Here is a 25,956-nt window from a genome sequence, read left to right on the forward strand (position 1 = left end):
GAAACGGAACATGTATTGCGTCCGGACGGACCCTCGCGACAGAGTATATCTTTTTTCGACAGCCAAGGGGCGCAGCATTGCGACGAAAAATGTCCCGGTCGCGGCGCTTGCCGTCGGCACTCAGCCCTTGGCTGAAACAGCCCCTTGGCCTTCGAAACTCGGGCAGCATGAATGAGACCTTGGGACGGCTTTAAACCGCGACAGGGTCACTTGCCAAAGTTCCACGTCAGTCACTTCAGGCGATCTGAATTGATCCGATGACAAGCGCTTCGAAGGCGGCTTCGTCGAGCATGCTGTTATTCTCGATGAGAATATCCAGATCGCCAAGCTGCAGCAGGCCGTCGCCCGATGGTTGCACGGTGAAGGCATCGGCGAGCAATGTCAGGGGATCTGTTGCGGACAACAGGTCATCGAAGCCGGCAAGGAGAATGAGATCCTCCGCTTTCAGATCCATGATTGTGTCCGTGGAGCCGTCGCTGGTTCCGGACTCGAAGACAAACCAATCTTCCCCAGAGCCTCCCGACAGGCTGTCCGCGCCAGAGCCGCCGATCAGGGTGTCGTCTCCTGACGTTCCGATGAGGGTATCGTCTCCGTCACCGCCGCTCATCGAGTCGTTGCCGCTTTGGCCTTTGAGCAGGTCGTCGCCGGCAGAGCCGATCAGTGTGTCGTTGTTCTTGCCGCCAAAGAGGTTGTCTGCCCCCTCGCCACCGATGATCGAGTCATTGCCGTTGCCGCCATAGATCTCGTCCGCGCCGTCACCGCCATCGAGGCTGTCATCGCCGGTGTCGCCATAGAGCCTGTCCTCGCCCGCGCCACCCTCCAGCAGGTCGTTGTCCTTGCCGCCTTTCAGCACGTCGGCGCCGTCGCCGCCTTGCAAGCTGTCGGCGTCATTGCCACCGGAGAGTTCGTCCGACCCGGCGCCGCCGACCAAAAGGTCCTCGCCAGAGTCGCCGAACAAACTGTCGTCCGCCACATTTCCAAGGAGCGTGTCGTCGCCTGAGTTGCCAAAGACAGGTGCCGACGCACCGCCCCCGATCAGGATGACTTTGTCATTTCCGTCCATTGCGTCGCGTTCGGTCGCCGACGGAGACAGGAAGACGAAGTCGTCGTCACAGGTGAACAGGTCTTGCCCGTCGTCAATGTGGATGCCGTCCGGGCCAATCGAGATCTGGACCGGTTCCTGCAACAAATCGACGGCGTGCACCAAGAGGCCCGAAGGCTTCACCGCAACAGACACGCCGAGATGCGAAATTCGGTCTACAAAAGACTGCGGAATCTCGTCCGGTGTGGGCAGCAGCTTGCCTGGCTCCTTGTGTCCGGGCCGGCCTGGGTCGAGCGGGCGCGCCAGTTTTAGCAGGAAGGCTTCGGTCGGCGGGGCAAGCGCCAGGTCGTCAATGGGGCCACGCGGAACGTTGCCGGCTGAACCGGCCCAATTGGCAAATTTCTTCATACCCTTGATTGCTGGCATGGTCTCATACTCCGAAAATCTGTGCCGTTCGCCTTTGCTTGGCGGACAGCGAATGTGTTACCAGCCGATGCCCTGGCAGTTTTCCGGCTCGGCCTGTCCCGCGAACAGGCGCGCGACGTCGACAACAGGGACAAACACCTCCTGCGCCGCCTTGCGGTATTCCGGCAGGGCGTGGGTCACGATGACAGCATCCGCGCCCTGAAGCGCGCTTTCGATGTCTTCTTGCAGAAGCTGGGGCAACTGCTGGCAGAGGTCCTGCAAACCCGGCTTTGTCGAGGCCGCGTGCCGCGCACTTTCGACCACGTTGTCGGGTGTCACGAAGTGGTCGTGCGCGCTGATGGCGATGCCGTTCTCCTGAAGCTGGGCGATCACGTCCAGGATCGGGCTTTCGCGCAGGTCATTGGTGCCGGGCTTGAAGGCGAGGCCAAGCACGGCGACCTTGCGCGGTCGGGCGGCCAGAAGCATGGCCACGGCCCGGTCGATCTGCGCCAGATTGGACTGGTCAAGGCTGCCGATCAGCGGCAGGTCCACGTCGCGGCTCTGTGCCAAATGGTTCATCGCGCGCACTTCCTTGGGCAGGCAGGACCCGCCGTAGGCAAAGCCCGGCTTGAGATAGTAGGGCGACAGGTTGAGCTTGGTGTCCTGGCAAAAGATGTCCATGACGTCCCGTCCGTCGATGTTCAGCGCCTTCGACAGGCGGCCGATCTCGTTGGCGAAACAGACCTTGTTGGCGTGCCAGACATTGTCGACGTATTTGACCAGTTCGGCGGTTTCGATTTCGGTCACGATCGGGAGGGCGTCGACCGGCTCGAAGATCCGGGACACGATTGCGACCGAGCGTTCGTCCGATGCGCCGATGACGGTCTTCGGGGGCGTCCGGAAGTCGTCCACGGCGACGCCTTCGCGCAAGAATTCGGGGACAAAGGCTATGCCGAAGTCGATGCCGGCCGCCTTGCGCGACACCTGCTCGATCCGGCGCGCCATGACGTCCATCGTGGTGCCCGGAGGAACAGAGCACCGCAGGACGACAACGTGAAAGGTTGTCTTGGCGGCGATTGCGGCCCCGATCGTATCGGCCACGCTTTCGATATACCGCAGGTCGCAAGAGCCATCAGGGGCGGTCGGCGTGCCGACGGAAACAAAGGTCGCATCCGTTTCGGCAACGGCGGCGCAGAGGTCGTTGGTGGCAGAGATGGCGCCTCGTTTCACACCGTCTGAAAGCAGGTCGTCCAGGCCCGCTTCGTGAATCGGGGATCTGCCTTCGATGATGTTCGCGATCTTGAGTGTATCCACGTCCACGCCAACGATCTCGTGGCCGAGCGATGCAAGGCATCCGGCCGTCACCGATCCGACGTAGCCGAGTCCGACAACACTGATGCGCGGTTTGTGGTCCGGCACCAGGTAGGGCTGAAACGCCTTCGATGCATCCGATTGCCAGTTCGCAGAGACAGCGTCCAACATTTGCTCAATACCTCGGTTTTTTGTTTCTCTGGATTGGACAATCTCTATCTTTTGTGTCCGAAATTGGACGCTGTTAAGAATTTGTTAAGATTTGGGGAATTGCCCCAACTTGTTGATCAGGATTGGAATTTTGGGGTGTTGTGGTCGGCTGGAACGGGCATTTTGTTGTCAAAACAGAAACGCACATTCAGCCGTCCGGCGTCGCATCAAGCCGGGGATCGTGCCGAGGGTCAGAACCCCGGGAAAAATGCGCCGGGGCCCATGACCCGTGACACCACCTGAATGAACACCAGGACAATCGTGACGAACTGGAACATCGCGATGGCGGATTTTGCCCGGTAGGTCAGGCTGACCTCGTGCTGGGCCTTCTGGCCGCCCCGGTTGGCCCAGCGCTGCTTGTGCGGAAAGAAGATCATGAACGACTTTACCGAGGCGTTCAAAAGCTGGTTGACGTACAGCAGGAAGGGCCATGTCAAATCCGGTCGCTTGGCGTAGCGGAACAGGAAGAGACTGAGCACCAGGCGGGACACCAGGATCCAGGACAGGGCGACCCAGACATAACCGGGGTCAAAGATCAGCGAGAGCAGGATCAGGGTGGGGCTGACCAGCATGGTCCAGATCGCAAGACGTTGGTCCAGCACGCACCACCAGATGAACCAACCGACCCGGTTCGGCCCCAGCTGCAGGGCGCGTGCGCCGTTGCGCAGCATGTTGCCCGACCAGCGGCGCAGGTTCTGGACCATCCGGTCGCGACCGCTGCCTTTGATGACTTCGACGGTATAGACGCAGACGTCCGGCACATAGAGCATCTTGGCCCCGCGTCCGAGCAGGTAGTACCAGGTGCTTTTGTCGTCGCCCGAGAGAAAGCGGAAACGCCCCCAGAGCCAATGGTCGAGAAAATCCGCCTCGATGGTTCGGATGAAGGACAGATTGCAGATCTGCCGCGCCCGGAACATGCTCATCCGCCCGGTGAGGGTCAGGACCTTGTCGCTCATGGCGTGGCTCTGCATGGCCAGCCGGCGTTGTGCGAAACGCATGTTCAGCCAGCGGCACAGCCAGGACGGTCCGTAGGTGATGGCCTCTTCGTCCGTGGTCAGGGCTTCGAGCTTGTCGTCCGAGCCGAACATGGCGCAGCACCCGGCAAGGACACCGGGGCCTAGAATCGCATCGCCATCCATGAACAGGATCAGGTCGTCGTCGTCGGGAGCCGTTCGAATGATGGCGCGCATCACAAGGCCGATGGCCATTCGCTTGCCGGGCTGGTTCTGGCGGATGAAGGCCACCTCGGCGTCAAGGTCGGCGCCATGCTCCCAGACGACGTCTTCGATGATGCGTTCGTCGTGACGTGCACCGCTGCCGACCCAGATGGTCGCCGGCACGCCGATCTCGCGGATCTGATCCAGAAGTGCCTTCATCACGTGGCGTGTGATGGCCTCTTCTTCGTAGTAGGTGGTCATCTGGACATGCAGATGCCGCGGTCTCCAGCCATCGTTCCAGACCCTGTTGCACCGCTCGCGTATGTCCGGGAACTTGACCTCCTCGTAACGGCGGGCGCGCTGTGCGTGGTTGAACCACCAACCGTAGCGCCATATGCCCAAAAGCCCCAGGACCCAGGTGATCTCCTGGTGTTTCACATCGTAGAGGAATCCCGGGATCAGGACGACGGTAAGTGCACAGAGCAGCACCATACCCGCCAGAGCCAGCATGTCGCGAAGGCGCCATTTGCTCCCGGAAATAGGGGTTTGGTGCACCGTCATGCGGTCGGCAATGTCGCGATAGGGATCCGCGGGAAGCCAGTTGGTTTCGGCCATCAGTTCCTCTGCGTCTCGGCAGAGGCCGGGCCGACACTCAGCGTTTGGTAGATGGGAAGGACAACGGGTTTGTAAGCGAAGAACGCGAAAAGCGCGTAGATCGCGACCGCCGTCAGGACCCGTGTCGGGCGCGGCAAGGTCCGGCGCGTCTCGGCGGCGGCTTCCTTCGGGGTTTGCTCCATCGAAATCTTTTCGACCGGCGCGTCCATCGAAAGGATCATGCGGTCCATCGTTATCGCCCGGCCTGTTGCGAGTTGGCGGTAGAAATTCGTCAGGACTTCCGACTCGCGCTGACCGATGGCCGAAAACCGAAAGCAGTCGGTTTCGGAGTCATGCTCCAATTCTGCCTGCAAGGTTATGCCGAAGCCCTGGAAAGGAATGGTGATCATGGCTTTACCGCTCACGCGGGGGACCGTCTCTGGCCGAGTGACCCCCTCCAGCGACCAGGATTCCGCCCAAAAACAGCCCACACCCTCCAGGTCAACCAGAAGCGGGGCCTGGATGGTGTAGCTCAAATCTGGCAGGGCCGGTTCGTACCTGACTTTCATGGAACACATCCTCGATTACCCGCAACATGCCGGTCGAATGTGTTCATTTTTCGGCGAATTGGGGACAGTACGCGCCTTTGGGCTGCATTGTTGCGTATTTTTACCGGGCGTCATCATGCGAAATGATGCGCTTGCACTTGGGGCAGCCCCCTCTCATGGCGACTGTCCAACACAATGCATACCGACATTTTGCATCGCGGCGCTGCAAGATGCCCTTCGGCGGCAGAAAGGCCCCGAGGCCTTGGACACCGATCAGGGCAGGCAGTCCGTCGGTCCTGGGTCTACGCAGTTCCCGCCGTATGTCGTGCGCTTAACGGACAGTGTCACGGTGAGGCGGGCAGGGGAAATCGGAAAGCGCCCCACATCCGCAGCGATTCTCCCCAAAGTCGCTATTTGATCCGGCCCGGGAAGGGGCGGGCAAGGCTCTACAGCACGAAATCGGCAGCGGTCAGCCCGGTAACGCCGGCCACCCGCAGCTCGGCATCTATCGCGCCATCTCCGTTCACATCGAACTGCACGATAGTCGAACCGGTGCCCGTCTCGAACAACCGCAGTTCGGGATTGCCGGAGGGCGCGAAAGGGGCGGTGCCTCGGAATTCGAAGACACCGGCAGAGACGGCAGCAATGTCGATCTGGTCCAACCCCTGCTGAAAATCCATGATCTGGTCGCGATCTGCCCCGATCCCGAGGTCTGGTGCCGACAGAAAGACAAAGACATCCGCATCCGCGCCACCGGTCAGGAAGTCGCGGCCGTCGCCGCTGAACAAACGGTCCTGACCGGCGCCGCCCAGCATGGTGTCATTGCCTTCGCCACCGTTCAGTGTGTCATTGCCTCCGGCCCCGTTCAGCCTGTCGTTGCCCCCATTTCCGGACAGTTCATTGTCCAGGTGATTGCCGATCAGCACGTCGTTGCCATCGCCTCCCGCCGCGTTCTCGAAGTTGCGGATCGTGTCCCCGGCAGCAATCGCATCGCCGGAGACCGAGTTATTCCACAGCCGGACGATCACGTCGTTTGCCGCCAAACTGTAGTCCAGCGTATCCCGGTCCCCTGGAGAGCCGTCCATGATATCGGCCCCGTCGGAGCCGAACAGCACATCGTCGCCGGTCCCGCCGATCAGGCTGTCGGCGCCATTGCCGCCATCCATCGTGTCGTTCCCGGCGGACCCGAGCATCGTATCGTTGCCGTCCGGATCGCTGGCCCCCGCTCCGCTGAGCAAGAGGTCATTTCCGTTGCCGCCGATCATGCTGTCAGCGCCAAGCCCGCCGTAGAGCGTGTCGTTCCCGCCAGAGCCGTTCAGCGTGTCGTTGCCGCCCTGGCCATGCAGAGAATTTCCAAGATGGTTGCCCGTGAGCGTGTCATTGCCAGCGCCGCCCGCCACGTTTTCAAAGTTGCTGATCGTGTCCCCGGTGGCCTCCGGATCGCCAGACACAGCGTTGCTCCAGAGATTGACGTTCACACCGGCGGTGGCCAGCCTGTAGTCCAACGTATCGCTGTCTCCGGGGGAGCCGTCCAGGAAATCGGCCCCCGTCCCTCCGGCGATCCAGTCATCTCCAAACCCGCCGATGATACTGTCGAGGCCGGCGTTGCCGTAGAGCGAATCGTCTCCCCCATTGCCGGCCAGGGTGTCGTTGCCTGGATTGCCGATCAGGGTGTTGGCAAGGTGGTTGCCCTGGAGGATGTCGTTCCCGGATCCGCCCCGAGCCGCCTCGAAATTCAGGATCGTGTCCCCGGCCGCAACCGGATCGCCCGAGACCGTATTGTTCCAGAGCCGGACGATCACCTGCGTCGTCGCAAGGTCGTAGAGCAGGTAGTCGGTGCCGCCGGGCGACCCGTCGAGGGTCTCGGCACCGGTGTTTCCGATGATCAAGTCATCGCCAATCCCGCCGATGATGCTGTCGGCGCCGTCCCCCCCGTCCATCGTGTCGTTCCCGGCGTTGCCGTTCAGGACATCGACGCCTTCTCCGCCGTGCAGATCGTCGCCGGCACCGCCACCGTGAAGGGTGTCATTGCCGCCGTTTCCGGTCAGGACATTGCTCACCTCGTTGCCGGTCAACTCGTCATTGCCGCTGCCGCCGGTCGCATTCTCGATCACCACGCCGTTGGCGATGGTGAACCCACCGTGGAACGCGGGCAGATGAGTGACAAAGCCGCCGCCGCCCGACTCGAAACCCAAGGTCGCGGCGCGCAGGTCGATGACCGCGTCGCTGGAGCCGTCGTGGCGGATTTCATCGGTGCCGGAGACGTCCCAGATCGCCGCGTATCCGCTATTGATGGCCGTCAGAAGATAAGTGCTGTCACCGGCGCCCGTCGTCGTGTTCGCCCCATACATGTTTTGCACGGCGGCGATATCGATCGGGGACGGCGTATAGACCGAGCCATAGGGCGTCACGGATTCAGGCAGGTAGCCGAGCGGCCCGGTCGGCCAGCCACGGTTGTAGCTCATCACCGTAAAGACCTCTTGGTTGAGGTCGTTGTCGCCGTAGGAAAAGAATGGGGTGGTGACGCCGGGCAATACGACGCCTTCATGCGGGTGATCCAGGCCCAGCAGATGGCCGATCTCGTGGATGACGATGGCAAAGGCAAAGCCGCCATCGTCCAGAGATCCCGCATCGGTCCATTGCGAAACCCGGTTGGATAGGCGCATCACTTGCAGCGTCCCGCCGGGGAATTGGGCGTCCCCGTAGGGCGGGGAATCGCCCAGAACCACCTCGATATCGGCCTCGGCGCGGTTGGTCGTCTGCACGAACTGAAGGTCCGCCACCTCGGACCAGGTGGCAAAGGCGGCCATGATCCGCTGCTGTTCATAGGCGCTGGCCGCGTCGGCCGTGATGCCCCCGACCACATCCCCGGCATCGGCGATATAGACGCGGATCGGATCCGACGTGTCGATAAGATAGGTGGTCTGCAATACAGAGCTCAGGTCCACGGTCGGCGCTGCGGCGGTTCGTTCGGACTGGTGGGGCTCTGTCAGTGTCACGCTGTCCCGGGCGAACGATAAATAGGCGTCCGTCGGTGACGGCGCGGTACGGAAGATGGCGGCGGTCCCATCATCGGCACTGGCCCTGTTCGGGAGTGTTTCCAGGAGGGGCGCGGCGGCCGTGTGCCCGGCCCATCCGCCTCCTGCAAGCAGCAGATCAACAAATTCTGCCGGTTCCAGGCTTGGTCGGACCCTGGGCTCCCCGGGATCCGTCGGTCCCTGCATCAGGGAGGCCGGATACCAGTCCTGATTGTCGGCACTCTCGATGCGGTCTTCAAAGGAAGCACCTGTGCCAAGGATGGCTGTGACGGTCTTGGTGCCTTGAATCGCGACTGTTCCGCCGATGGACATGGACGGCTTCCCCCTAATGTCTCTGTCTATTCCCGGAGGCAGCTGCGCCTGATTGGCAAAGAAGACACCAAATCAACGGCAATAAAGGATCACAGTGTCCGGCTTTCCAAACTGTGGAAACTCCCATGATGAGACCACAGCGGGCAAGTTTCGGCAAAGGAATTCGCGTGGCGGGTGCGCAGGTCTTGGGGTGCGTTGGCCCTGTGGCCTGACCGGATACCCGTGCCTCATCCATTGCGGGCCTGGATGCCCCTTCAGGGTGTCGGCCCATTGCGCGACCCGCGAGCAGGTGAACAACGATCTGGGTGGCGGGTGCGACGCGGTCCCGATGCCCGGTTTGTCTTGTCCACCACAAGGCTCGGTTCTGCTGTAAGCCCCTCGGGGGTATGGCCGTGCCGACCGACGGATCGCGGCGCGACACGTTGTGAACCGTCGTTCAATTGAGTTGAGAATGACACGCCGTTGTCACATGCAGGGTCTAGGTGAAATTCATTCGGATGTTTTGAAGATGTCAAAAGAACGTTGGCGCGAAATTCGCGCGTTGATCGAACAGGAAATCATGGACGGTGTGTTGGAACCCGGGGCCAGGCTGCCCACAGAGCCTGAACTGGCAAGCCTGTATCAGGCCGGGCGCCATTCGGTACGCCGCGCGGTCGCGGAGCTGGCCAAGGAAGGGCACCTGAGCATCGAGCAGGGACGCGGCACCTTTGTGCAGCCGCGCCCGATGATTGATTATCCGATTGGGCGACGGACGCGGCTAAGGCGCAACCTTGGGCCACAGGGGCTGGCGGTGGCGGGCGAAACGCTGGGGTCCGAACGGATTGCCGCCACGGGCCGTGTCGCCCGGGTGCTGGGACTGGAAGAGGGCGCGCCGGTGATCGCCACGCGTCGCCGGTCCCTGGCCGATGGCGTGCCAGTCAACCTCGGGACGATCTACCACGACGCCACGCGCTTTCCCGACTACCCGGACCGGCGCCAGGCGCTGGGATCGACGACGGAGGTCTACAAGACCTACGGCATCAATGACTACCTGCGCGCCGAGACGCGCATTCATGCCCGCCCGGCCCGCAGCGAAGAGGCCCGCCTGTTGAACCAGCATCCCGACATGCCGGTGCTGGTGGTGCGCGCGGTGGACAAGTCGCTGGATGGCAGGCCGCTCGCTTACAGCAAGGTGATCTGGTCGGCGGCGCGGGTGAAATTCAGCATCAACCCTGACGAGGACGAGGAATGACCGGAACAATCGCCGATCCGCCGGACTGGCCGCATGAACGCATTCTGAGCGTGCTGGCACGCGCGGACACGACGCGGCTCAAGGCCTGTGCCGAACCGCTGATCGCCGAGATGGGAGAGATCGAGGTGCGCGACAACCGCACCGGGCTTGTCATGTTGCCGATGCGGGACACGGCGCAGGGGACGCATTTCCACCTTGGCGAGGTGCTGGTGAGCGAGGCGCGCATCGCGGCGCGGGAAACCGAGGGCTACGGAATGCGCCGGGGCCGCGACCTTGAGGCCGCGATGGCGATGGCTCTGGTCGATCTGGCCTTGGCTCTTGGCTGCCGGGTCGACGCTTGTCTGTGCTTTCTCGACGCCGAGGCCGCGCGTCAGGCCGCCGAGGATCACGAGACCCTGTGCAGGGTAGAGGCGACACGCGTGGACATGGAAACATTCTGATGACCCTGACCCCGAAACCCTCCGATTTCGAAGCCCGCTGCAATGCCACCTACGAGGCGCTGATGTGGGCACTGTCGCGACCCGGCCTGATCCGGGATCTGCCCGCTGAGGGGCAGGCGCAGATTGTCGACGCGCTGATCGACCGCGAATGTTCGGTCCATGCCGCCGATCCCGATCTGGCGGATCTTGCCGTGCGGAGCGGTGCCGCGCGCGTGGCAATCGACAGGGCGGATCATGTCTTTCTGTCCGACTTGCAGCAAACCGCGCAACTGAAGGCCTTGAACCTCGGCTCTGACCTGCACCCCGAAAACGGGGCGACGCTGGTTCTGAACGCGGATCTGACCGACGGTCAGCGGCTGCGCCTGACCGGACCCGGTGTGGATGGCACGCTCGACGTGACGGTTGGCGGCCTGCCCAAGGGGATCTGGCCGGAACGGGCCCGCGTCATGCGCTACCCGATGGGGTTCGAAATGTTCCTGGTGGACGGCGCGCGGGTGATGGGCCTGCCGCGCTCGACCCAAGTGGAGGTGCTCTGATGGCCTATGTGGCGACACGGGGTGGCGAACGCGCCATCGAACAATCGCAGCGCCTCTACCGGGCTGACATCGGTCCGATTTCACCCGGGCGGGTGGCCGAGGTGCGCGCCGCGCTGCCCTATCTCGTAGACCGGGTGATGGGCGAGGCCTCGCTCTATGATGAGGATCTGGCGGCGCTGGCGCTGGCGCAGACAGGGGGCGAGCTGTACGAGGCAATCCTGCTGTTGCGGGCCTGGCGCACAACACAGCCGCGCCTGACAGTGGCAGAGCCGGTGACGCAGGAAAGCCTGTTCACCCACCGCCGGATTTCGGCCGCCTTCAAGGACATTCCCGGCGGGCAGGTGCTGGGTCCGACGCTTGACTATGCTCACCGCATTCTCGCAACCGAGGTCCTGTCCGGAGAAACCCATGTGCCGGCTCCGGTCGAACCGGCTGCGACACCGTCGCCTGCAAAGCAGCCTTCGGTGGCTGCGTGGCAAGCCGAGAACGGGTTGCTGACGGCTCCGGTGACAGACCGGACCCTGGGCAACGATATTCCTGACGTCACCCGCGAACCGCTGCTCTTTCCCGCCAAGCGCGCGCATACGCTGCAATCCCTGGCGCGGGCCGAAACGGGGGGCGTTCTGGCCCTCGGCTACGCGGCGCAGCGTGGATACGGGCAGGCGCATCCGACGGTGAACGAACTGCGACTGGCCGAAGCCGAGATCGTGGTGACGCACCCGCGCGGTACAAGGTTCAGCGCCGGTCGGGTGAAAGTCTCGCAGGCCGAGGTCGTGTCGAAAAAGGGCGCAGAGCTTGGGCTGGGCTTTGCCGCGACCCTTGGCTGGAATGAGGTCAAGGTGATCGCGGCGGCGACGCTGGACCTGAACGCCAAGGGCGCGGCCAAGGGATCAGCGACGGAGGAAGAGTTCTTTCTCTACCATACCGAGGGTGTCGAAAGTTCTGGCTTCTGCATCCACTTCAAGCTGCCGCACTACGTCACCTTCCAATCGAGCCTTGATGCCATGCGCGACGCGAAGGCCCGACGTGCCGCGCGGGAGACAGTCGAAGAAGACAAACGAGTGGAGCCTGCGGAATGACCCTGAAATCCCTCACCCGAGACTGGGAGCCGATGGCCTATGGCTTTCTCGATGCCTCCGCCAAACGTGAGATCCGGCGCAAGACGCTGAAGGCCATCGCCGTTCCGGGCTGTCAGATGCCCTATGCCAGCCGCGAGGTGCCGATGGCGCGCGGCTGGGGCACCGGCGGATTGCAGGTATCCTGCACGCTCATCAACCCCGCGACACGGGTCAAGGTGATCGACCAGGGCGCCGATGACAGCGTCAATGCCGCCTCGATCCGCAAGTTCCTGGCACATGTGTCAGGTGCGCCGGTGACGATGGACACGCTGGAGGCCGACCTGATCCAGTCGCGCCACCGCATCCCCGAGGAAGTGCTGCGCGAGGACCAGGTGCTGGTCCTGCAGGTGCCCAACCCCGAACCGCTGCGCCCGGTGCAGCCCAATATGTCCATCGCGCGGCAGATGCACGCGGATGCGGATTACGGGCGGATGTGGCTGCAGCTCTATGAACAGATCGTGCGGTCGGGGCGGGTGATGCAGGGTGCCTCTTACCCCTCGCTGGTGAACGGGCGCTATGTCATGACACCGTCGCCGATCCCGCGCTGGGACGTGCCCAAGCTGCACATGGCGCAACATCTGACGATCCTCTCGGCGGGGCGCGAAAAGCGTCTGCACGCTGTGCCGCCTTATACACGGGTCGAGCCGCTGGTTTTTGACGATGTGCCCTACCGGGTGGAGGAACACGGCGATCTGACCTGTCAGCGGTCCGGCGCGCGCGGTTTTTTCATGAACGAGATCCCGCAGGCGGATGGGACCTCCAGCTACGAGGTTTCGGACAGTGAGCTGGGCGTCAAGACGATCCGCCGGGCCGAAGGCGCGCCGGTGAAGATCGGCCCGACCTGGTATCGCGATGGGCAGATGGGGCCCGCGACCGAGGAGGACAGGACATGAGCCTGACGATGGAGCCGCCGCGGCTGGTCACGACGCGACCGTTGCTGACCGCGCGAAACGTGTCGAAATGTTATGGAAGCGTGCAGGCCCTGCGCGATGTCTCGGCCACCGTCTACCCGGGTGAGGTGCTGGGCATCGTGGGAGAGAGCGGTTCGGGAAAATCCACCTTTCTGCGGTGCCTGAACCTCGAAGAGGTGCCGGACGAAGGGTCGTACACGCTCGACCTGCCGGACGTCGCGGACAACCTCTTTGACCTCGACCGTTATGCGCGCCGGATGCTCTGCGCCACCAAGATTGGCATCGTCTACCAGAACCCGCACCTTGGGTTGCTGATGAACCATTCCTCTTCCGGCAATGTTGCCGAGCGGCTGCTGGTGGCCGGTGAGCGGAGGTTCTCGGTGCTGCGTGACAAGGCGCGGCGCGCGCTGGATGCCTCCGAATTTCCGCTCGACCGGATGGATGCGCCGCCCGTCGAATTGTCGGGCGGGATGCAACAGCGGGTGCAACTGGCCAAGGCCATCGCCCTGGAGCCGGCGCTCTTGTTGCTGGACGAGCCGACCACCGGGCTGGACGTCTCGGTGCAGGCGCTGGTGCTGGATACGCTGAAGCGGCTGCAACAAGAGCGGCGGATCACAATGGTGATCGTCAGCCACGATCTTGGCGTGATCCGCACCCTGTCGGACCGGGTGATGGTCATGCGACGGGGCCAGGTGGTCGAGGCCGGACTGGCCGACCAGGTGTTCCAGGACCCGCAACATGCCTACACGCAACAATTGGTGCATGCGAAACTATGACCCTGATCCTTGACGTCAAAGGCCTGTCCAAGGGCTTTGAGATGCACCATCTGGGCACCCGGATGGCGGCGTTTTCCGATATTTCCTTTACCCTGAGTGCAGGCGAGTTCCTGCTGCTGAAGGGGCGCAACGGCGCGGGAAAATCAACGCTTCTGCGCACGCTCTACCGCAGCTACCTTGCGGCCTCGGGCCAGATCCTGTTCCATTCCTCGCACGGGGTGGTGGATCTGGCCCGCGCGGCGGATGTGGATGTGACCCTGTTGCGCCGGACAGAGATCGGCTTTGTCACCCAGTTCCTGACCGCGCGACCGCGTGTGAGTGCCGAGGCGCTTGTGGCGGAACCCCTGCGGCTGGCCGGGACGCCGGAGGAGGAGGCGCTGGAAGAGGCAAGGCATTGGCTGTCGGCCTTTGGCGTCAAGCGCGCGCTCTGGGCGGCCTATCCGACGACGTTTTCCGGCGGAGAACAGCAGAAGGTGAACCTGGCCCGGGCGCTGATCCTGCCGCAGCGACTGCTCATGCTGGATGAGCCGACCGCCTCGCTGGATGCCTCGGCCCGTGCGGCGCTGATCGACCGGCTGGCGGAACTGAAACGCGCGGGGACGGCAATGATCGGTGTCTTTCACCACCCCGGCGACGTAGAGGTGCTGATCGACCGCGAGATCGACCTCACCCCCGATGCCCCCAAGCAGGAGACGCGAGAAGATGTGGCTGTCTGATTTTATCCTTGTGCTGCGAGACAGCGTGCGGCGCGGATCGCTCCGGATCGAAAACGGCGTGATCGCCGAGATCGCCGATGGCCCGATGCCGGGCGGGATCGAAGGGGCCGGACGGCTGCTGTTCCCGGGGTTCATCGACATGCATGGCGACATGATCGAACAGGAACTGGAGCCGCGCGCACGGGTGGATTTCCCGATGTCCGTGGCGCTGAACGCGTTAGACGCCCGCCTGGCGGCCAGTGGTGTGACCACGGCCTATGCCGCGGTTTCCTTTTCGCGTGGCGCGCGCGAGGGTGAGCGGCGGTCTTATGAACATACCTCGGGTGTGATCCGGGCGTTGCACGCGGCGCGCGATACATGCCGGGTCGATCACCGAATCCACGCGCGCTTTGACATCACCTTCGACAATGCCGTGGGGGTGCTGGAACGGTTGCTGGACGATGGTCAGGTCGACCTGGTTTCGCTGATGGATCACACGCCGGGGCAGGGACAGTATCGCAACCTCGAAGTGCATATCCGCAACAAGGCCGCACAGCAGGGGATATCAGAAGCCGAGGCGCGGCAGCTGGTCTCTACCACCATCGTAGAACGGTCCCGTCCGCAGGACGTGCTTCTGCAGAACATGCAGAGCGTCTCTCGCATGTGCCGGGCGCATGGTGTCGCTCTGGCCAGCCACGATGACGACACGGCCGATAAGGTTCGTCTGATGGCGGACCTGGGCGCCGTGATCGCGGAGTTTCCCGTCACGCGCGACGCTGCCCAAACGGCGGTGGACCTGGGGATCATGACGGCGATGGGCGCGCCCAACGCAATGCGCGGGCAAAGTTATTCCGGCAACCTTTCTGCCCGCGAGGCCCATGCGGCTGGATTGCTGTCGATCCTGGCGGCGGATTACCACCCTGCGGCGATCCTGCCCGCCATCCGCATCCTGTCAGAGGTCGATCCCGATGGGCTGGCAGGCGCGGCGCGGCTGGCGACGGCCAACCCGGCGCAGGCGCTGGGCTTGACCGACCGAGGGGAAATCGCTGTCGGGAAACGGGCCGATCTGGTTGCCGTGGAGTCCGGGGACCGCGTCGCGCTGACACTCGTCAAAGGGGAAGTGGTCTATTCCAACGGCACGGTCCCCGGCTGGCAAGAGGCGTTGCGCACCGTCGCCTGAGACTGTCAGCAAAGCGTCATATGCGGGTTGTGCGACTGTTACGCGGCACCGGTAAGACCTCTTCAGGAATATTCATCCGGATGTATTTCGGATGCTTTGACAAGAGGGGCCGGACCCATGACTGCGACGCTGAGCCTGAAAAACCTGACCCGCACCTTTGGCGAGACCCGCGCCGTCGAGAACGTCACGCTGGACATCCAGCCCGGCCAGTTCGTCGGCGTGATCGGACGTTCGGGCGCGGGCAAGTCCACCATGCTGCGCCTCATCAATCGTTTGATCGACCCGACCGCCGGGTCGATTGCCTTTGACGGGGTCGAAGTGAGCGCGCTCAAGGGCAGGGCGTTGCGCAATTGGCGGCGCGACTGTGCGATGATCTTTCAGCAGTTCAACCTGGTGGACCGGCTGGACGTCCTGACAAACGTGCTGATCGGTCGGCTGGCCGAACACGGTATCCTCTCCTCGATGACCATGCGGTTCACCGACGCCGAAAGGGCGATGGCGATCCAGGCACTTGACCGGCTGGACCTCGTGCCGCAGGCGCTGCAGCGGGCGGGCACTCTGTCCGGCGGCCAGCAACAGCGGGTCGCGATTGCCAAGGCGCTGGTCCAGACCCCCAGGATCATGCTGGCGGACGAACCCATCGCCTCGCTTGACCCGGCCAATGCCACCCGCGTCATGGACGGGCTGAAACGGATCAACACCGAGGATGGGCTGACCGTTCTGGTCAACCTGCACACGCTGGATACTGCACGGGCCTATTGCGATCGGATCGTCGCCATGCGCGCGGGCCGCGTCATGTTCGACGGGACCGCCGCGCAGCTGACAGACGACGTGGTGCGCGACATCTACGGTCTGGAAGGGCTGATGGAGTTCAACGAGGCCGTCACCTCCACCTCGGCGCGGGCCACGGGCCGTGTCGCCGAACAGGCCTGACCACCCCAAGACCACCTGAAGACGCAACGAGGGAGTTCACAATGCGTTTCCTGACCACAACGGCGCTTGTCGCGCTGATCGCCGCCCCGGCGCTGGCCGACGGCTGGAAGGACGATTACCAGATCGTCAAGTTCGGCATCCTGTCCGGCGAGAACGAGCAAGACCGCCTGATGCGCAACGAACCGCTGCGCGTCTACCTCGAAGAGACGCTTGGCGTGAAGGTCGAGATCTTCACCGCCGGCAATTACGACGGCGTGATCCAGGCCATCGCCGCCGATCAGATCGAGGTCGCGCGCTTTGGCTCCTCCTCCTACGCGGCGGTCTACACCGCCACAGACGGTGGCGTCGTGCCGACCCTGACCACCATCAAGCAGGACGGCAGCACCGGCTATTACTCGGTCGTTGTGACCCGCTGCGACAGCGGCATCAAGAGCCTCAAAGACGCCAAGGGCAAGGTCCATGCCTTCGCCGATCCGGATTCGACCTCGGGCTATGCCGTGCCCTATTTCAACTTCATCACCAAGGAAGGTTTCACGCCGGAAGAATTCTTCCGCCAGATCACCTTCTCCGGCAGCCACGAGGCCGGCGTGACCGGCGTCGTCAACGGCATCTTCGACACCGCATCGACCTATCAGAACAACGATGCTGACGGCGTCTATCAGCGCATGGTCGACAAGGGCATGATCGACGCGGACGTGGTCTGCAAGGTCTGGGAAAGCCCGGAAATCACCTCCGGCCCCTGGACCTTCCGCAACAACCTGCCCGAGGACATGATCGAGGACATCACCGCCGCGATCGAGGCGTTCCCGACGGCCGATCCCGAAGGCTACAAGCTCTACTCTTCCTGGACCGCCGACAACCCGAATCCGGATGCCGGTTTCACCCGTGTCGACCACGACCGTTACCAGTGGATCGTCGACATGCGTTCCTGGATCAAGGAACAGCGCCGCTCGGGGTCCTGATCCCGCTTTGACGTTTGACGGCGGGCCTGCGCGCCCGCCGTCCCATTCAGGAGAAAGAGCATGACCGCCACCGCCGACGACCCCGGCGCGGGTCCCGTGCCCGCTGACCCGATTTCGACCTTCGAAGCCGAATATGCCGCGCGCCGCCGCCGGGCGCGCATGGGCTGGGCCATCGGCACCGGCGTTTTCCTTCTGGTCTTCGCCTTCACGGCCTGGATCGGAGATTTCTTCAAGGTGACGCAGGTGACCATGCCGGACGGATCGCGCGAGTGGCGCTGGATCATCCCGGCAGGCCTCCCGCGCCTGGGCGAATACATTGAAAAGACCCTTCCTGCGCTGCGCTGGGAGACGCTGGGCGCGGATTTCGGTGAGTGGTTCTGGCGCTGGAAAATCTGGTTGGAACTGCTGTTCGAGACCATCCTGATTGCCTTCATGGCCACCGCGCTGGGCGTGGCCGGCGGCTTTCTTCTGTCCTTTCCGGCGGCGCGCAACCTGACGCCAAATCGCTATGTGCTCTGGATCACGCGTCGCTACCTGGAGATCGCCCGCACCGTGCCGGAACTGGTCTGGGCGCTGATCTTCGTCTTCTGCTTTTCGGTCGGGCCGATGGCCGGGGTCATGGCCATCGGGCTGCATGCCACCGGCGCGCTGGGCAAGCTTTATTCCGAGGTCAATGAGAACATCGACATGCGTCCGCTGGAGGGCGTCAAGGCCGCCGGTGGGACATGGTTCGACCAGATCCGTTATGGCGCCGTGCCGCAGGTCCTGCCCAATATCATCAGCTACACGTTGCTGCGCTTCGAGATCAACGTGCGCTCGTCGTCGATCATCGGCTACGTCGGCGCGGGCGGGCTGGGGCAGGAGTTCCGCACCGCCATGTCCTTTCAGGAATACACCGATCTTTCGGCGCTCTTCCTGATCATCTTCGTGACCGTGATGGTGATCGACTTCGGCTCGGAAAAGCTGCGCCATCGTATCATCGGCCTGGACAGCGACCGGACGCGCCGCCGCCGGTTCGCCGTCCGGCCCGCGTGAGGGAAAGCCCTATGACACCAGCCATCACCGAAAGCGAGATCGCCGAGGCGCGCGAACGCCTGCCGCTGGCCTTTCAGCAGCCCCTGCCGGTGCGCCTGCGCCGTTACGCGCTCTGGGCGCTTTTCACGGGGATCTTTGCCTGGTGCCTCTATGACTTCAACATCACGCCCGCCCGGATCTGGGAGGGTCTGGGCCGGTTCGGCCGGGTGTTGAGTTTCATGTTTCCGCCGCATGTCTGGGACAACTGGGCCGAGTTCTCGGAAATCCTGAATGGTCTGGGCGAGACGCTGGCCATCGCCTTCCTTGGCACGCTTTTGGGGGCGCTCGTGGCCTATCCTCTTTCCTTCCTGGGCGCCAAGAACATCAACCGGTTGAATTTCCTGCGTCTGGGCACGCGACGCGGGTTCGACCTGATCCGTGCCTTCGAGACGCTGATCCTGGCGCTGATCTTTATCCGCGCCTTCGGGCTTGGCCCGCTGCCCGGCATCCTCGCCATCGCGGTCTCGGAGATCGGCACCTTTGCCAAACTCTTTTCCGAGGCCATCGAGAACACGTCGGAGAAGCCCATCGAGGGGGTGAAGGCGTCCGGCGGGTCGCGGTTCCAGCAGATCCGTTTCGGAATCTCGCCGCAGGTGAACCCGGTGATCCTGTCGATCTTGCTCTACAATTTTGAATCGAACGTCCGGTCCGGCACGATCCTGGGCATCGTCGGGGCCGGGGGCATCGGGTTCCTGCTGTCGGACCGAATCTCGGCCTACAGGTGGGATGAGGCCTGGTCGATCATCTTTCTCATCATCGCGATGGTCTATGTGATCGACTGGCTGTCCGGGCTGATAAGGACGCGGCTGATCGGCAAGACCGATCCGGCCCGGTAACAGGGAGAAGACCCATGAGCGGCGCTGGCGCGAAACATCCTTTGACGGAGGCCCCGAACATTCACCCAGAGGCGAAGGTCGAGGAATGTGACCTGGGAAAATGGACCGAGGTTGGCAGAGGCACCTCGATGCGGGCGTCCAGCATGGGGGATTGGTCCTACATCACGCAGGACTGTCATGTTGTCTGGACGACGATTGGCAAGATGTGCTCCATCGCCAATGCCACCCGTATCAACCCGGGCAACCATCCGACATGGCGCGCGGTGCAGCATCACTCGGTCTACCGGGCAGAGGCCTATGGGCTGGGCGCGGATGACACCGAGTTCTTTGAGTGGCGCAAATCCGACTGGGTGAGCATCGGCCATGATGTCTGGATCGGGCACGGGGTCACGGTGACGGCCGGGGTGACCATCGGCACCGGAGCCGTTGTCGGGGCCGGCGCGGTGGTGACGCGCGATGTTGCCCCCTACACGATTGTCGGCGGTGTCCCGGCGCGCGAGATCCGGCGCAGGTTCACCGAGACGCAGGCAGAGGCCCTGCAGGAGATCGCCGTCTGGGACTGGTCTCACGACACCTACAAGGCCGCCCTGCCGGACATTCGGTCGATGGAGATCGACACCTTCATCGAGAATTACCGCTGACAGGGAACCGCCTGAGCGTTTCGGGTCATCACCTCAAGCCCCTCACAGATGTACGTCGCACTGTTGCTCGGCCTTGCCAGCGAGAGCGGTTCCGACCTTCGCCGCCGACACCCATCCGTACCGCGGGTTCGCAGACGGCTGGAAAACCTCGTTGGCGGCCTTGCTCATGATGCTCCAGCCCGCCCAGGAGGTGCAGCCTCTGGCAGACCCGGGGCTGTTCAGTCTGCGGGGTCCCGCTTGGCCCGGAGATGGTGAGCGATGCCATCATCGGCTCCTCTGTTTGGTTGCGTCCTCTATCTGGATGGGTACGCGGATCGGCGCCGCGCGCTCAGAGCGCGAAATCCGTCTCTGTCAGCCCGGTGACATTGGCCACGCGGATCTCGGCATCGGCGGCACCGTCGCCATCGGTGTCGAACTGGACGATGGTCGATCCCGCCGCCGTCTCGATCAACCGCAGCTCGGGGTTGCCGGAGGGGGCGAAAGCAGCGGTGCCGCGGAACTCGAAGTTTCCGGGGGCCATGGCGACCACGTTGATGACGTCCAGCCCCTGTTCGAAATCGAGCACCTGATCGCGGGTGGCGCCGATCCCGGCCTGCGCCGTGGTCCGGAAGACAAAGACATCCGCGTCCTGGCCGCCGGTCAGGAAGTCGAGCCCCAGCCCGCCCGCGAGTTCGTCCTCGCCGTTCCGGCCACGCAGCACGTCCGTCCCGTCGCCGCCTTCGAGGATGTCGTTGCCCGCGCCGCCGTCCAGCGTGTCGTTCTGATCGTCGCCCTGCAACGTGTCCGATCCGTCCTGGCCCACCAGCAGGTCGTTGCCGGGGCCGCCGATCACCAGGTCGTCGCCGCCGTTGCCGGTCACCGTGTCATGGCCAAAGCCGCCGTCAACCTCGTCGTTGCCATCTCCGCCGATGACGAAATCCTGGTCCGCGCCGCCATAGAGGTAGTCGTCGCCGCCGCGCCCCACCAGCAGGTCATTGCCGCTGCCGCCGTCCAGTTCGTCGTAAAAGGCGCCGCCTGATAGGCTGTCGTTGTCCTGGTCGCCATAGACCCGGCCCACGACGCGGCCCGCGCCGCCTTCGTAGCGGTCGTTGCCATCGTCGAGGTAGATGGTCCCGACCATCAGCCCGGCGTTGTAGATATTGTTGACCCCGACGCCATTCGCGGCGGTATAGCTGCCCAACGGGCCGCTGATCGTGCCGGTGTTGTAGAGATAGCCGGTGCCGGTCGAGCTGACGGACAGCCAGTTCTGCGAAATGCCAAAGCCGGTTTCCGCAAGGATGGTGCCGGAATTGGTGATCCGCGTGGGCTGCGATTCAGCGTCCAGGCGGACCGCGTTCTGCGCGCCCTGGATGGTGCCGGAATTGGCGATGGCCAGCAGCGGCACGACACCGCCGGCGGGGCGGGACACGTCGATCGCATCCGCCCCTGACATGATGGTCCCGGCGTTCTGAAGGTCGAAGACCCCCTGAACCGAGCCGGTGATGGCGTCCGAATTCGTCGCACTGACAAAGCCGGTTGGGCCGACCAGCATCTTCAGTCCGTTGCCGGCGATCTCGACCGCGGGAAAGATCGACCCCGAGGAATCCGCAATCAGTGACCCGTTCACCGTGAGGTAGTTGATCAGCGACCCGCCGACGGTGACCGCCACGTCATCGGTGACCAGCAGCGTATCGCCCGGGCTGGGAAGAACACCGGTCTGCCCGGGGTCGAGAGTCTGGGCGGTGCTGGAAAATCCGGTGATGATGAAATCGGCCATGCATTGTTTCCTTTCAAAAAAGTCAGTGAAAAATATCTGGCGAGGGTCACGGCGGGGCCGGGCGGCCCCGATCCGCCCCGGGGTCTACAGCGCGAAATCGTCCGCCGTCAGCCCGGTCACGCCCGCCACGCGAATCTCGGCATCCGCCGTGCCGTCGCCGTCCACGTCGAACTGCACGATGGTCGATCCGGTGGGCGTTTCGAACAGCCGGACCTCTGGGTTGGGCACGGCAGTGTCGAAGGCGCCGGTGCCCTTGAACTCGAAGACGCCGGGGCTCATGCCGACCACGTTGATCAGGTCCACCCCTTGTTCGAAATCGAGGATCTGGTCGCGCTGCGCGCCGATCCCGGCGTGGCTGACATTGCGGAAGACAAAAACATCCGCGCCCTGGCCACCGGTGTAAAAATCCAGATCCTCGCCGCCGGCCAGCTCGTCGTCGCCGCCGCGTCCGCGCAGCACATCGGTGCCCGCGCCGCCCTCGAACACGTCGTTGCCGGCGCCGCCGTCCAGGGTGTCGTTGTCGGCGCCGCCGTCGAGGAAATCGGAGCCATCCTGGCCCACCAACAGATCGGCGCCCGCATCGCCGCTCATGGTGTCATCGCCCGCGTTGCCGGTCAGCGTGTCACCCTCGGTGCCGCCGTCCATGACGTCGTTGCCCGCGCCGCCCAGCAGCGTGTCGTTGCCCGCGCCGCCCGAGAGGTCGTCATCGCCGCCGCGGCCAACCAGCAGGTCATCGTCGTCGCCGCCGTCGATCACGTCGGTCAGGGCGCCGCCCGCGATGGTGTCATTGCCGATCTCGCCGAAGATCGTGCCGCTGACGCTGCCCCCGCCACCCTCGTAGCGGTCGCCGCCGCCATCGAGGTCGATATCGCCGATCATCAGCCCGGCGTTGGAGATGACATTGACGCCGTCGCCGCCGCGATAGCTGAGCGAGGACCCCGAGATGGTGCCGCTGTTGTTGAGATAGGAGGTTCCGGTATCGCCGCCGCGGGTATTGGCCAGGACGGCGGCCCCGTCATGGGCCGAGAGCGTTCCGGAATTGAACAGGAAGTGGTCGGTGATGCCCGACCCGAGCTGCACCGCGACGGTGCTGGCAAGGATGGAGCCCGTATTGCTGAAGTCCATGAAGGCCGCGCCATCGATTGTCAGGATCCGAACCGCGTAGTTCGAGGGCGACTGGATCGTGCCGGCGTTTACGAAATCGGCATAGTTGCTGATGATCAGGTCGAATGCATAGCCGCGCGCGGTCGCCACATAGGCGTCGGGGCCGATGCCCACGGTCAGCGACTGGATCGACCCCTGGGTCTCGACCGCCTTGTCGCCGGTGGTGTTCCCCGAGGCGATCAGCGAACCATTGATCAGAAGGGTGTTGGTCAGCGTGCTGGAGCTGTTGTCGAGCTCGATGGCATTGCCGCTGGTGACCACCAGCGAGGCATTGGCGGTGGCGATGACCCCGGTCTCGCCGCCGTTGAGGCTGCGCGGTGTGGAGCTCGACCCGGTGATGGTGAAACTGGCCATGAGACTGTCCTTTCCTTGGCCTCTGGAGAGATCTCCGGCAGGGAACAGAACAAGGCAAAGATATCACCCGCACCCCTGCCGGAGAGGAGTGCGGCAGGTCCAGCATACACCGAAAACGCCAATTTGGTGAGAAAGTCCCCAAGTGATCTGCGCCTATCAGGTGATCCGGTTTCAATCTGGGTGCAGGGCGGGCGGCTACACCCAGTGGACGCGGTGGAGGTGAGTGGCAAACGTCGCCGTTCCGACTGCAGGCACGAACAAGGGCATCTTTGCTCAGATGATGGCTGGCCTGGCCGCTCGCGTAAGGATCACACCATCAGACTTTGGGATCAAACACCTGGTTCTGAAACAACGCCGCAGAGTTGTGCGAACAAAAAGTCATTGGGTTGGCATGGCCACTCATGGCGGAGGCGGCTTAATCGCAAGGTAAGTTTGCGGCGCTACCTCTACAGGACCGAGTGATTCTTTTGGGAAGGCCGTGATGCGAGTCGTCGCAATGATATGTTTGGTTCTGGGGCCCTTGATCGCGGCGCCTGTATTGGCTCTGACTGGTCGCCCCATACAAACAGCAACCACACTTCTTGTTGTCGGACCTATGAACGGTTTGCCTGACATCCTGCGCCGCGCGGGCGGACGTCCTGTCGGCCCGACGCGCGCACCGATTGCCCTGCTTGCTGTTGCTGACAAACATCCCGAGGGCTTTCCAGAGCGTTTGAAAACCGAAGGTGCCTGGTTGGTACTCGACGGTACGATCGCAGCGCAACTTTGCGGAGTTTAGAATGACCACCACCACCTCTTCCCTGGAAATTGCGCAGGCCAAAGGTCTACGCTTGATTGGCTATTTCAACGTTCTGTTAACGCCCGTTCCGGCGACAGGTGCCTGGTTGGCGGGCCTGTCCCCCTGGCCGTTTCTGGTGATCTCTTGCGCAATTGTCGCGGTCACCATCGGCCTTCAGCGCCTTGGCGGGGGGGGCGCGCGGATTGCAGTTTCGCTTGGTGCGATGGGTCAGTTGCCTTTGCTGACTGCAGCACTGGCCGGAAACCCGTGGCAGCTTGACTCCCACCTGATCTATTTTGCCGTGCTTGCTGTACTGGTTATCCTGCAGGACCAACGGGCGCTTCTCGCCGCGTCAGGGCTCGTCATTATCCATCACGCGGTGCTGACGTTTTTCCTGCCGACGTTGATTTATCCAAGCAGCGGCTTGCTGATTGATCTGGGGCGCCTGGCGCTACACGGCACCGTCTGGGTGGCCGAAACCGCAGGTCTGTTCTATCTTTTGCGCATGCAGCTCAGTCAACGCGGCCAGATCGAGCAAGAAACAGCAAGGCTGTCCGATGCCTTGACAAGCTCCCAAGAATTGCAACTGAATTTGACCAAGAACGAGGCGGAACAGCTCAATGTCATGGAGCAGTTCAGCGCGGCTTTGACCAAATTGGCAAAAGGGGACCTTGCGACACGGATCAAGACAGTATTCCCCGATCAGTTCGAACCGCTGCGAAACGAATTCAACAGCGCGGTCCACTCGTTGTCTGTCGCCATGACCAGCGTCCAGGAAAACGCACATTCAATCAAAACGGATACAAGCAGCATTGCTTCGGCATCCGAAAAACTCGCCAAGCGGACAGAGGATCAGGCAAACGCTCTGGGAAGTGTGGCCTCGCGTATTGATCAAATCAGTGAGGTCATGTCCTCCGCCTCGGAAGACGCCCGGCAGGTAGCGGTGACGACAGCCGAGACGAGAGTCGATGCGGAAAACGGCATGAAAGTGGTCGATGGCGCGTTGGATGCAATGGGACAAATCAAGAGCAGTTCCGACCGGATCCAATCGGTTGTCGATTTGATCGAAGACGTGGCGTTGCAAACCAACCTCCTGGCGCTCAATGCCGGGGTCGAGGCCGCGCGTGCCGGGTCGGCCGGCCAAGGGTTCGCTGTTGTCGCGTCGGAAGTTCGCGCGCTTGCCGGTCGTTCTTCGGATGCCGCGCAAGAGATCAGTGTTCTCATAAACGATAGTGCCCGTCAGGTTAAAAACGGTGTGGAACTCGTCGATAACGCCGGTGCCGTCCTTCGCGGTGTTCTCGAAGCAGTGCGCAAGGCATCTGACTCCATGGAAAACATCGCATCGACGGTCGGGACACACTCACAGGGAATCGCCGATTTGAAACATACCATGGGCGAGCTTGATCAGCTTACGCAGCAGAATGCCGCGATGTTTGAAGAAACGTCTGCTGCAACGACAGCTTTGACCGCGGCGACCAATTTGCTTAGCGAGGTTGTGGCGGAATTCCAAAATGCCTCGGAGCCGGATACGTCAGCGCCACGTCTCCGCCAGATCGCCTAGGTGTTTGATCTCATGTGCTCCTCTACGCAACGTTGGACCGCCTGAAGCTGGAGTTTCGAGGCTGTTTTATGATGACGTGCCGGTGACGTCATCGGGATAGCACAGGGTGATTGACCTGCCACTGAACTTTCATCCAGCCGCGACCGCAGCCCGATTGGTGTTTACGCCGTTTGGCGCAGGTTGAGCAATCGCCCGACGCGCAGAGCTTTCATCTCGCGCAGCGGGGCGTGCGATTGCGGTGGTAAGGGTCAGCGCGTAATCGGCTGGTGTTTGGTGGTCCAACGGCTTTGTTGCGCAAAGCGCGTGAAGCCCGGACTTCCCCTTTCCCCGGACGGACTTATCCTACGGGCTCTGTGACAGGGATGCCAAGGGCGGTGTAGCGGTTGAGCACGG

General features: G+C 63.0%; 21 protein-coding genes and 1 pseudogene. 14 read left to right on the forward strand and 8 right to left on the reverse strand.

The annotated features are described in order from the left end of the window. Positions 1-235: 235 nt before the first annotated feature. The 5 genes from KZZ07_RS12275 to KZZ07_RS12295 all read right to left on the reverse strand — a co-directional run bounded on the left by KZZ07_RS12275 (position 236) and on the right by KZZ07_RS12295 (position 8,266). The gene (locus tag KZZ07_RS12275) at positions 236-1,468 is read right to left on the reverse strand and encodes a calcium-binding protein (RefSeq protein ID WP_219514484.1); all 1,233 of its coding nucleotides are present in this window, start codon (positions 1,466-1,468) and stop codon (positions 236-238) included. 57 nt (positions 1,469-1,525) lie between these two features. After that, entirely contained in the window at positions 1,526-2,929 is a 1,404-nt protein-coding gene (locus tag KZZ07_RS12280) for a nucleotide sugar dehydrogenase (protein ID WP_219514486.1), read from the reverse strand. Between the two features lie 230 nt (positions 2,930-3,159). Further along, positions 3,160-4,740, reverse strand: a complete 1,581-nt coding sequence (locus KZZ07_RS12285; protein ID WP_219514488.1) for a glycosyltransferase — start codon at positions 4,738-4,740, stop codon at positions 3,160-3,162. Beyond that, entirely contained in the window at positions 4,740-5,288 is a 549-nt protein-coding gene (locus KZZ07_RS12290; protein ID WP_219514490.1) for a hypothetical protein, read from the reverse strand. Before KZZ07_RS12290 ends, KZZ07_RS12285 begins: the two co-directional genes overlap by 1 nt. Positions 5,289-5,713: 425 nt before the next feature. Further along, positions 5,714-8,266 (reverse strand): M10 family metallopeptidase C-terminal domain-containing protein, encoded by a 2,553-nt coding sequence (locus tag KZZ07_RS12295; RefSeq protein WP_219514492.1) that lies wholly within the window; start codon positions 8,264-8,266, stop codon positions 5,714-5,716. An 859-nt stretch (positions 8,267-9,125) separates the two neighbouring features. Between KZZ07_RS12295 and phnF the strand changes: the two genes are divergently transcribed. The 13 genes from phnF to KZZ07_RS12360 all read left to right on the forward strand — a co-directional run bounded on the left by phnF (position 9,126) and on the right by KZZ07_RS12360 (position 19,950). Then, positions 9,126-9,848, forward strand: a complete 723-nt coding sequence (phnF, locus tag KZZ07_RS12300; RefSeq protein WP_219514493.1) for a phosphonate metabolism transcriptional regulator PhnF — start codon at positions 9,126-9,128, stop codon at positions 9,846-9,848. Continuing rightward, positions 9,845-10,288 (forward strand): phosphonate C-P lyase system protein PhnG, encoded by a 444-nt coding sequence (locus KZZ07_RS12305; RefSeq protein WP_219514495.1) that lies wholly within the window; start codon positions 9,845-9,847, stop codon positions 10,286-10,288. Before phnF ends, KZZ07_RS12305 begins: the two co-directional genes overlap by 4 nt. After that, positions 10,288-10,824: a phosphonate C-P lyase system protein PhnH gene (gene phnH, locus KZZ07_RS12310; protein ID WP_219514497.1), complete on the forward strand. Its 537-nt coding sequence runs from the start codon at positions 10,288-10,290 to the stop codon at positions 10,822-10,824. Before KZZ07_RS12305 ends, phnH begins: the two co-directional genes overlap by 1 nt. Then, entirely contained in the window at positions 10,824-11,903 is a 1,080-nt protein-coding gene (locus tag KZZ07_RS12315; protein WP_219514498.1) for a carbon-phosphorus lyase complex subunit PhnI, read from the forward strand. Before phnH ends, KZZ07_RS12315 begins: the two co-directional genes overlap by 1 nt. Next, positions 11,900-12,835, forward strand: a complete 936-nt coding sequence (locus tag KZZ07_RS12320; RefSeq protein WP_219514499.1) for an alpha-D-ribose 1-methylphosphonate 5-phosphate C-P-lyase PhnJ — start codon at positions 11,900-11,902, stop codon at positions 12,833-12,835. Before KZZ07_RS12315 ends, KZZ07_RS12320 begins: the two co-directional genes overlap by 4 nt. Further along, the gene (locus KZZ07_RS12325) at positions 12,832-13,629 is read left to right on the forward strand and encodes an ATP-binding cassette domain-containing protein (protein WP_219514500.1); all 798 of its coding nucleotides are present in this window, start codon (positions 12,832-12,834) and stop codon (positions 13,627-13,629) included. Before KZZ07_RS12320 ends, KZZ07_RS12325 begins: the two co-directional genes overlap by 4 nt. Beyond that, complete coding sequence (locus tag KZZ07_RS12330; protein WP_219514501.1) at positions 13,626-14,345, forward strand: phosphonate C-P lyase system protein PhnL; 720 nt, start codon at positions 13,626-13,628, stop codon at positions 14,343-14,345. Before KZZ07_RS12325 ends, KZZ07_RS12330 begins: the two co-directional genes overlap by 4 nt. After that, positions 14,332-15,504: an alpha-D-ribose 1-methylphosphonate 5-triphosphate diphosphatase gene (locus tag KZZ07_RS12335; protein WP_219514502.1), complete on the forward strand. Its 1,173-nt coding sequence runs from the start codon at positions 14,332-14,334 to the stop codon at positions 15,502-15,504. Before KZZ07_RS12330 ends, KZZ07_RS12335 begins: the two co-directional genes overlap by 14 nt. Positions 15,505-15,621: 117 nt before the next feature. Further along, positions 15,622-16,437: a phosphonate ABC transporter ATP-binding protein gene (gene phnC, locus KZZ07_RS12340; protein WP_219514503.1), complete on the forward strand. Its 816-nt coding sequence runs from the start codon at positions 15,622-15,624 to the stop codon at positions 16,435-16,437. A 41-nt stretch (positions 16,438-16,478) separates the two neighbouring features. Next, entirely contained in the window at positions 16,479-17,399 is a 921-nt protein-coding gene (gene phnD / locus KZZ07_RS12345) for a phosphonate ABC transporter substrate-binding protein (protein WP_219514504.1), read from the forward strand. 60 nt (positions 17,400-17,459) lie between these two features. Next, positions 17,460-18,434, forward strand: coding sequence for a phosphonate ABC transporter, permease protein PhnE (phnE, locus tag KZZ07_RS12350; protein ID WP_219514505.1), 975 nt, complete (start codon positions 17,460-17,462; stop codon positions 18,432-18,434). A gap of 11 nt (positions 18,435-18,445) precedes the next feature. Further along, complete coding sequence (gene phnE, locus KZZ07_RS12355) at positions 18,446-19,309, forward strand: phosphonate ABC transporter, permease protein PhnE (protein ID WP_219514507.1); 864 nt, start codon at positions 18,446-18,448, stop codon at positions 19,307-19,309. 14 nt (positions 19,310-19,323) lie between these two features. Then, positions 19,324-19,950 (forward strand): DapH/DapD/GlmU-related protein, encoded by a 627-nt coding sequence (locus KZZ07_RS12360; RefSeq protein WP_219514508.1) that lies wholly within the window; start codon positions 19,324-19,326, stop codon positions 19,948-19,950. Positions 19,951-20,278: 328 nt separating this feature from the next. Here KZZ07_RS12360 and KZZ07_RS12365 read toward each other — a convergent pair whose 3' ends face one another. Further along, complete coding sequence (locus KZZ07_RS12365) at positions 20,279-21,706, reverse strand: calcium-binding protein (RefSeq protein WP_219514510.1); 1,428 nt, start codon at positions 21,704-21,706, stop codon at positions 20,279-20,281. An 84-nt stretch (positions 21,707-21,790) separates the two neighbouring features. Then, the gene (locus KZZ07_RS12370; RefSeq protein WP_219514512.1) at positions 21,791-23,224 is read right to left on the reverse strand and encodes a calcium-binding protein; all 1,434 of its coding nucleotides are present in this window, start codon (positions 23,222-23,224) and stop codon (positions 21,791-21,793) included. Positions 23,225-24,003: 779 nt separating this feature from the next. Between KZZ07_RS12370 and KZZ07_RS12375 the strand changes: the two genes are divergently transcribed. Next, entirely contained in the window at positions 24,004-25,563 is a 1,560-nt protein-coding gene (locus tag KZZ07_RS12375) for a methyl-accepting chemotaxis protein (protein ID WP_219514513.1), read from the forward strand. 129 nt (positions 25,564-25,692) lie between these two features. On the opposite strand, the pseudogene KZZ07_RS12380 reads toward KZZ07_RS12375, so the two are convergent. After that, positions 25,693-25,845, reverse strand: a pseudogene (locus tag KZZ07_RS12380) (IS3 family transposase); the annotation flags it as partial. Positions 25,846-25,956: the final 111 nt, after the last annotated feature.

The organism is Mameliella sp. CS4, assembly GCF_019392335.1.
In the GTDB taxonomy this organism is placed as follows: Bacteria; Pseudomonadota; Alphaproteobacteria; order Rhodobacterales; family Rhodobacteraceae; genus Antarctobacter.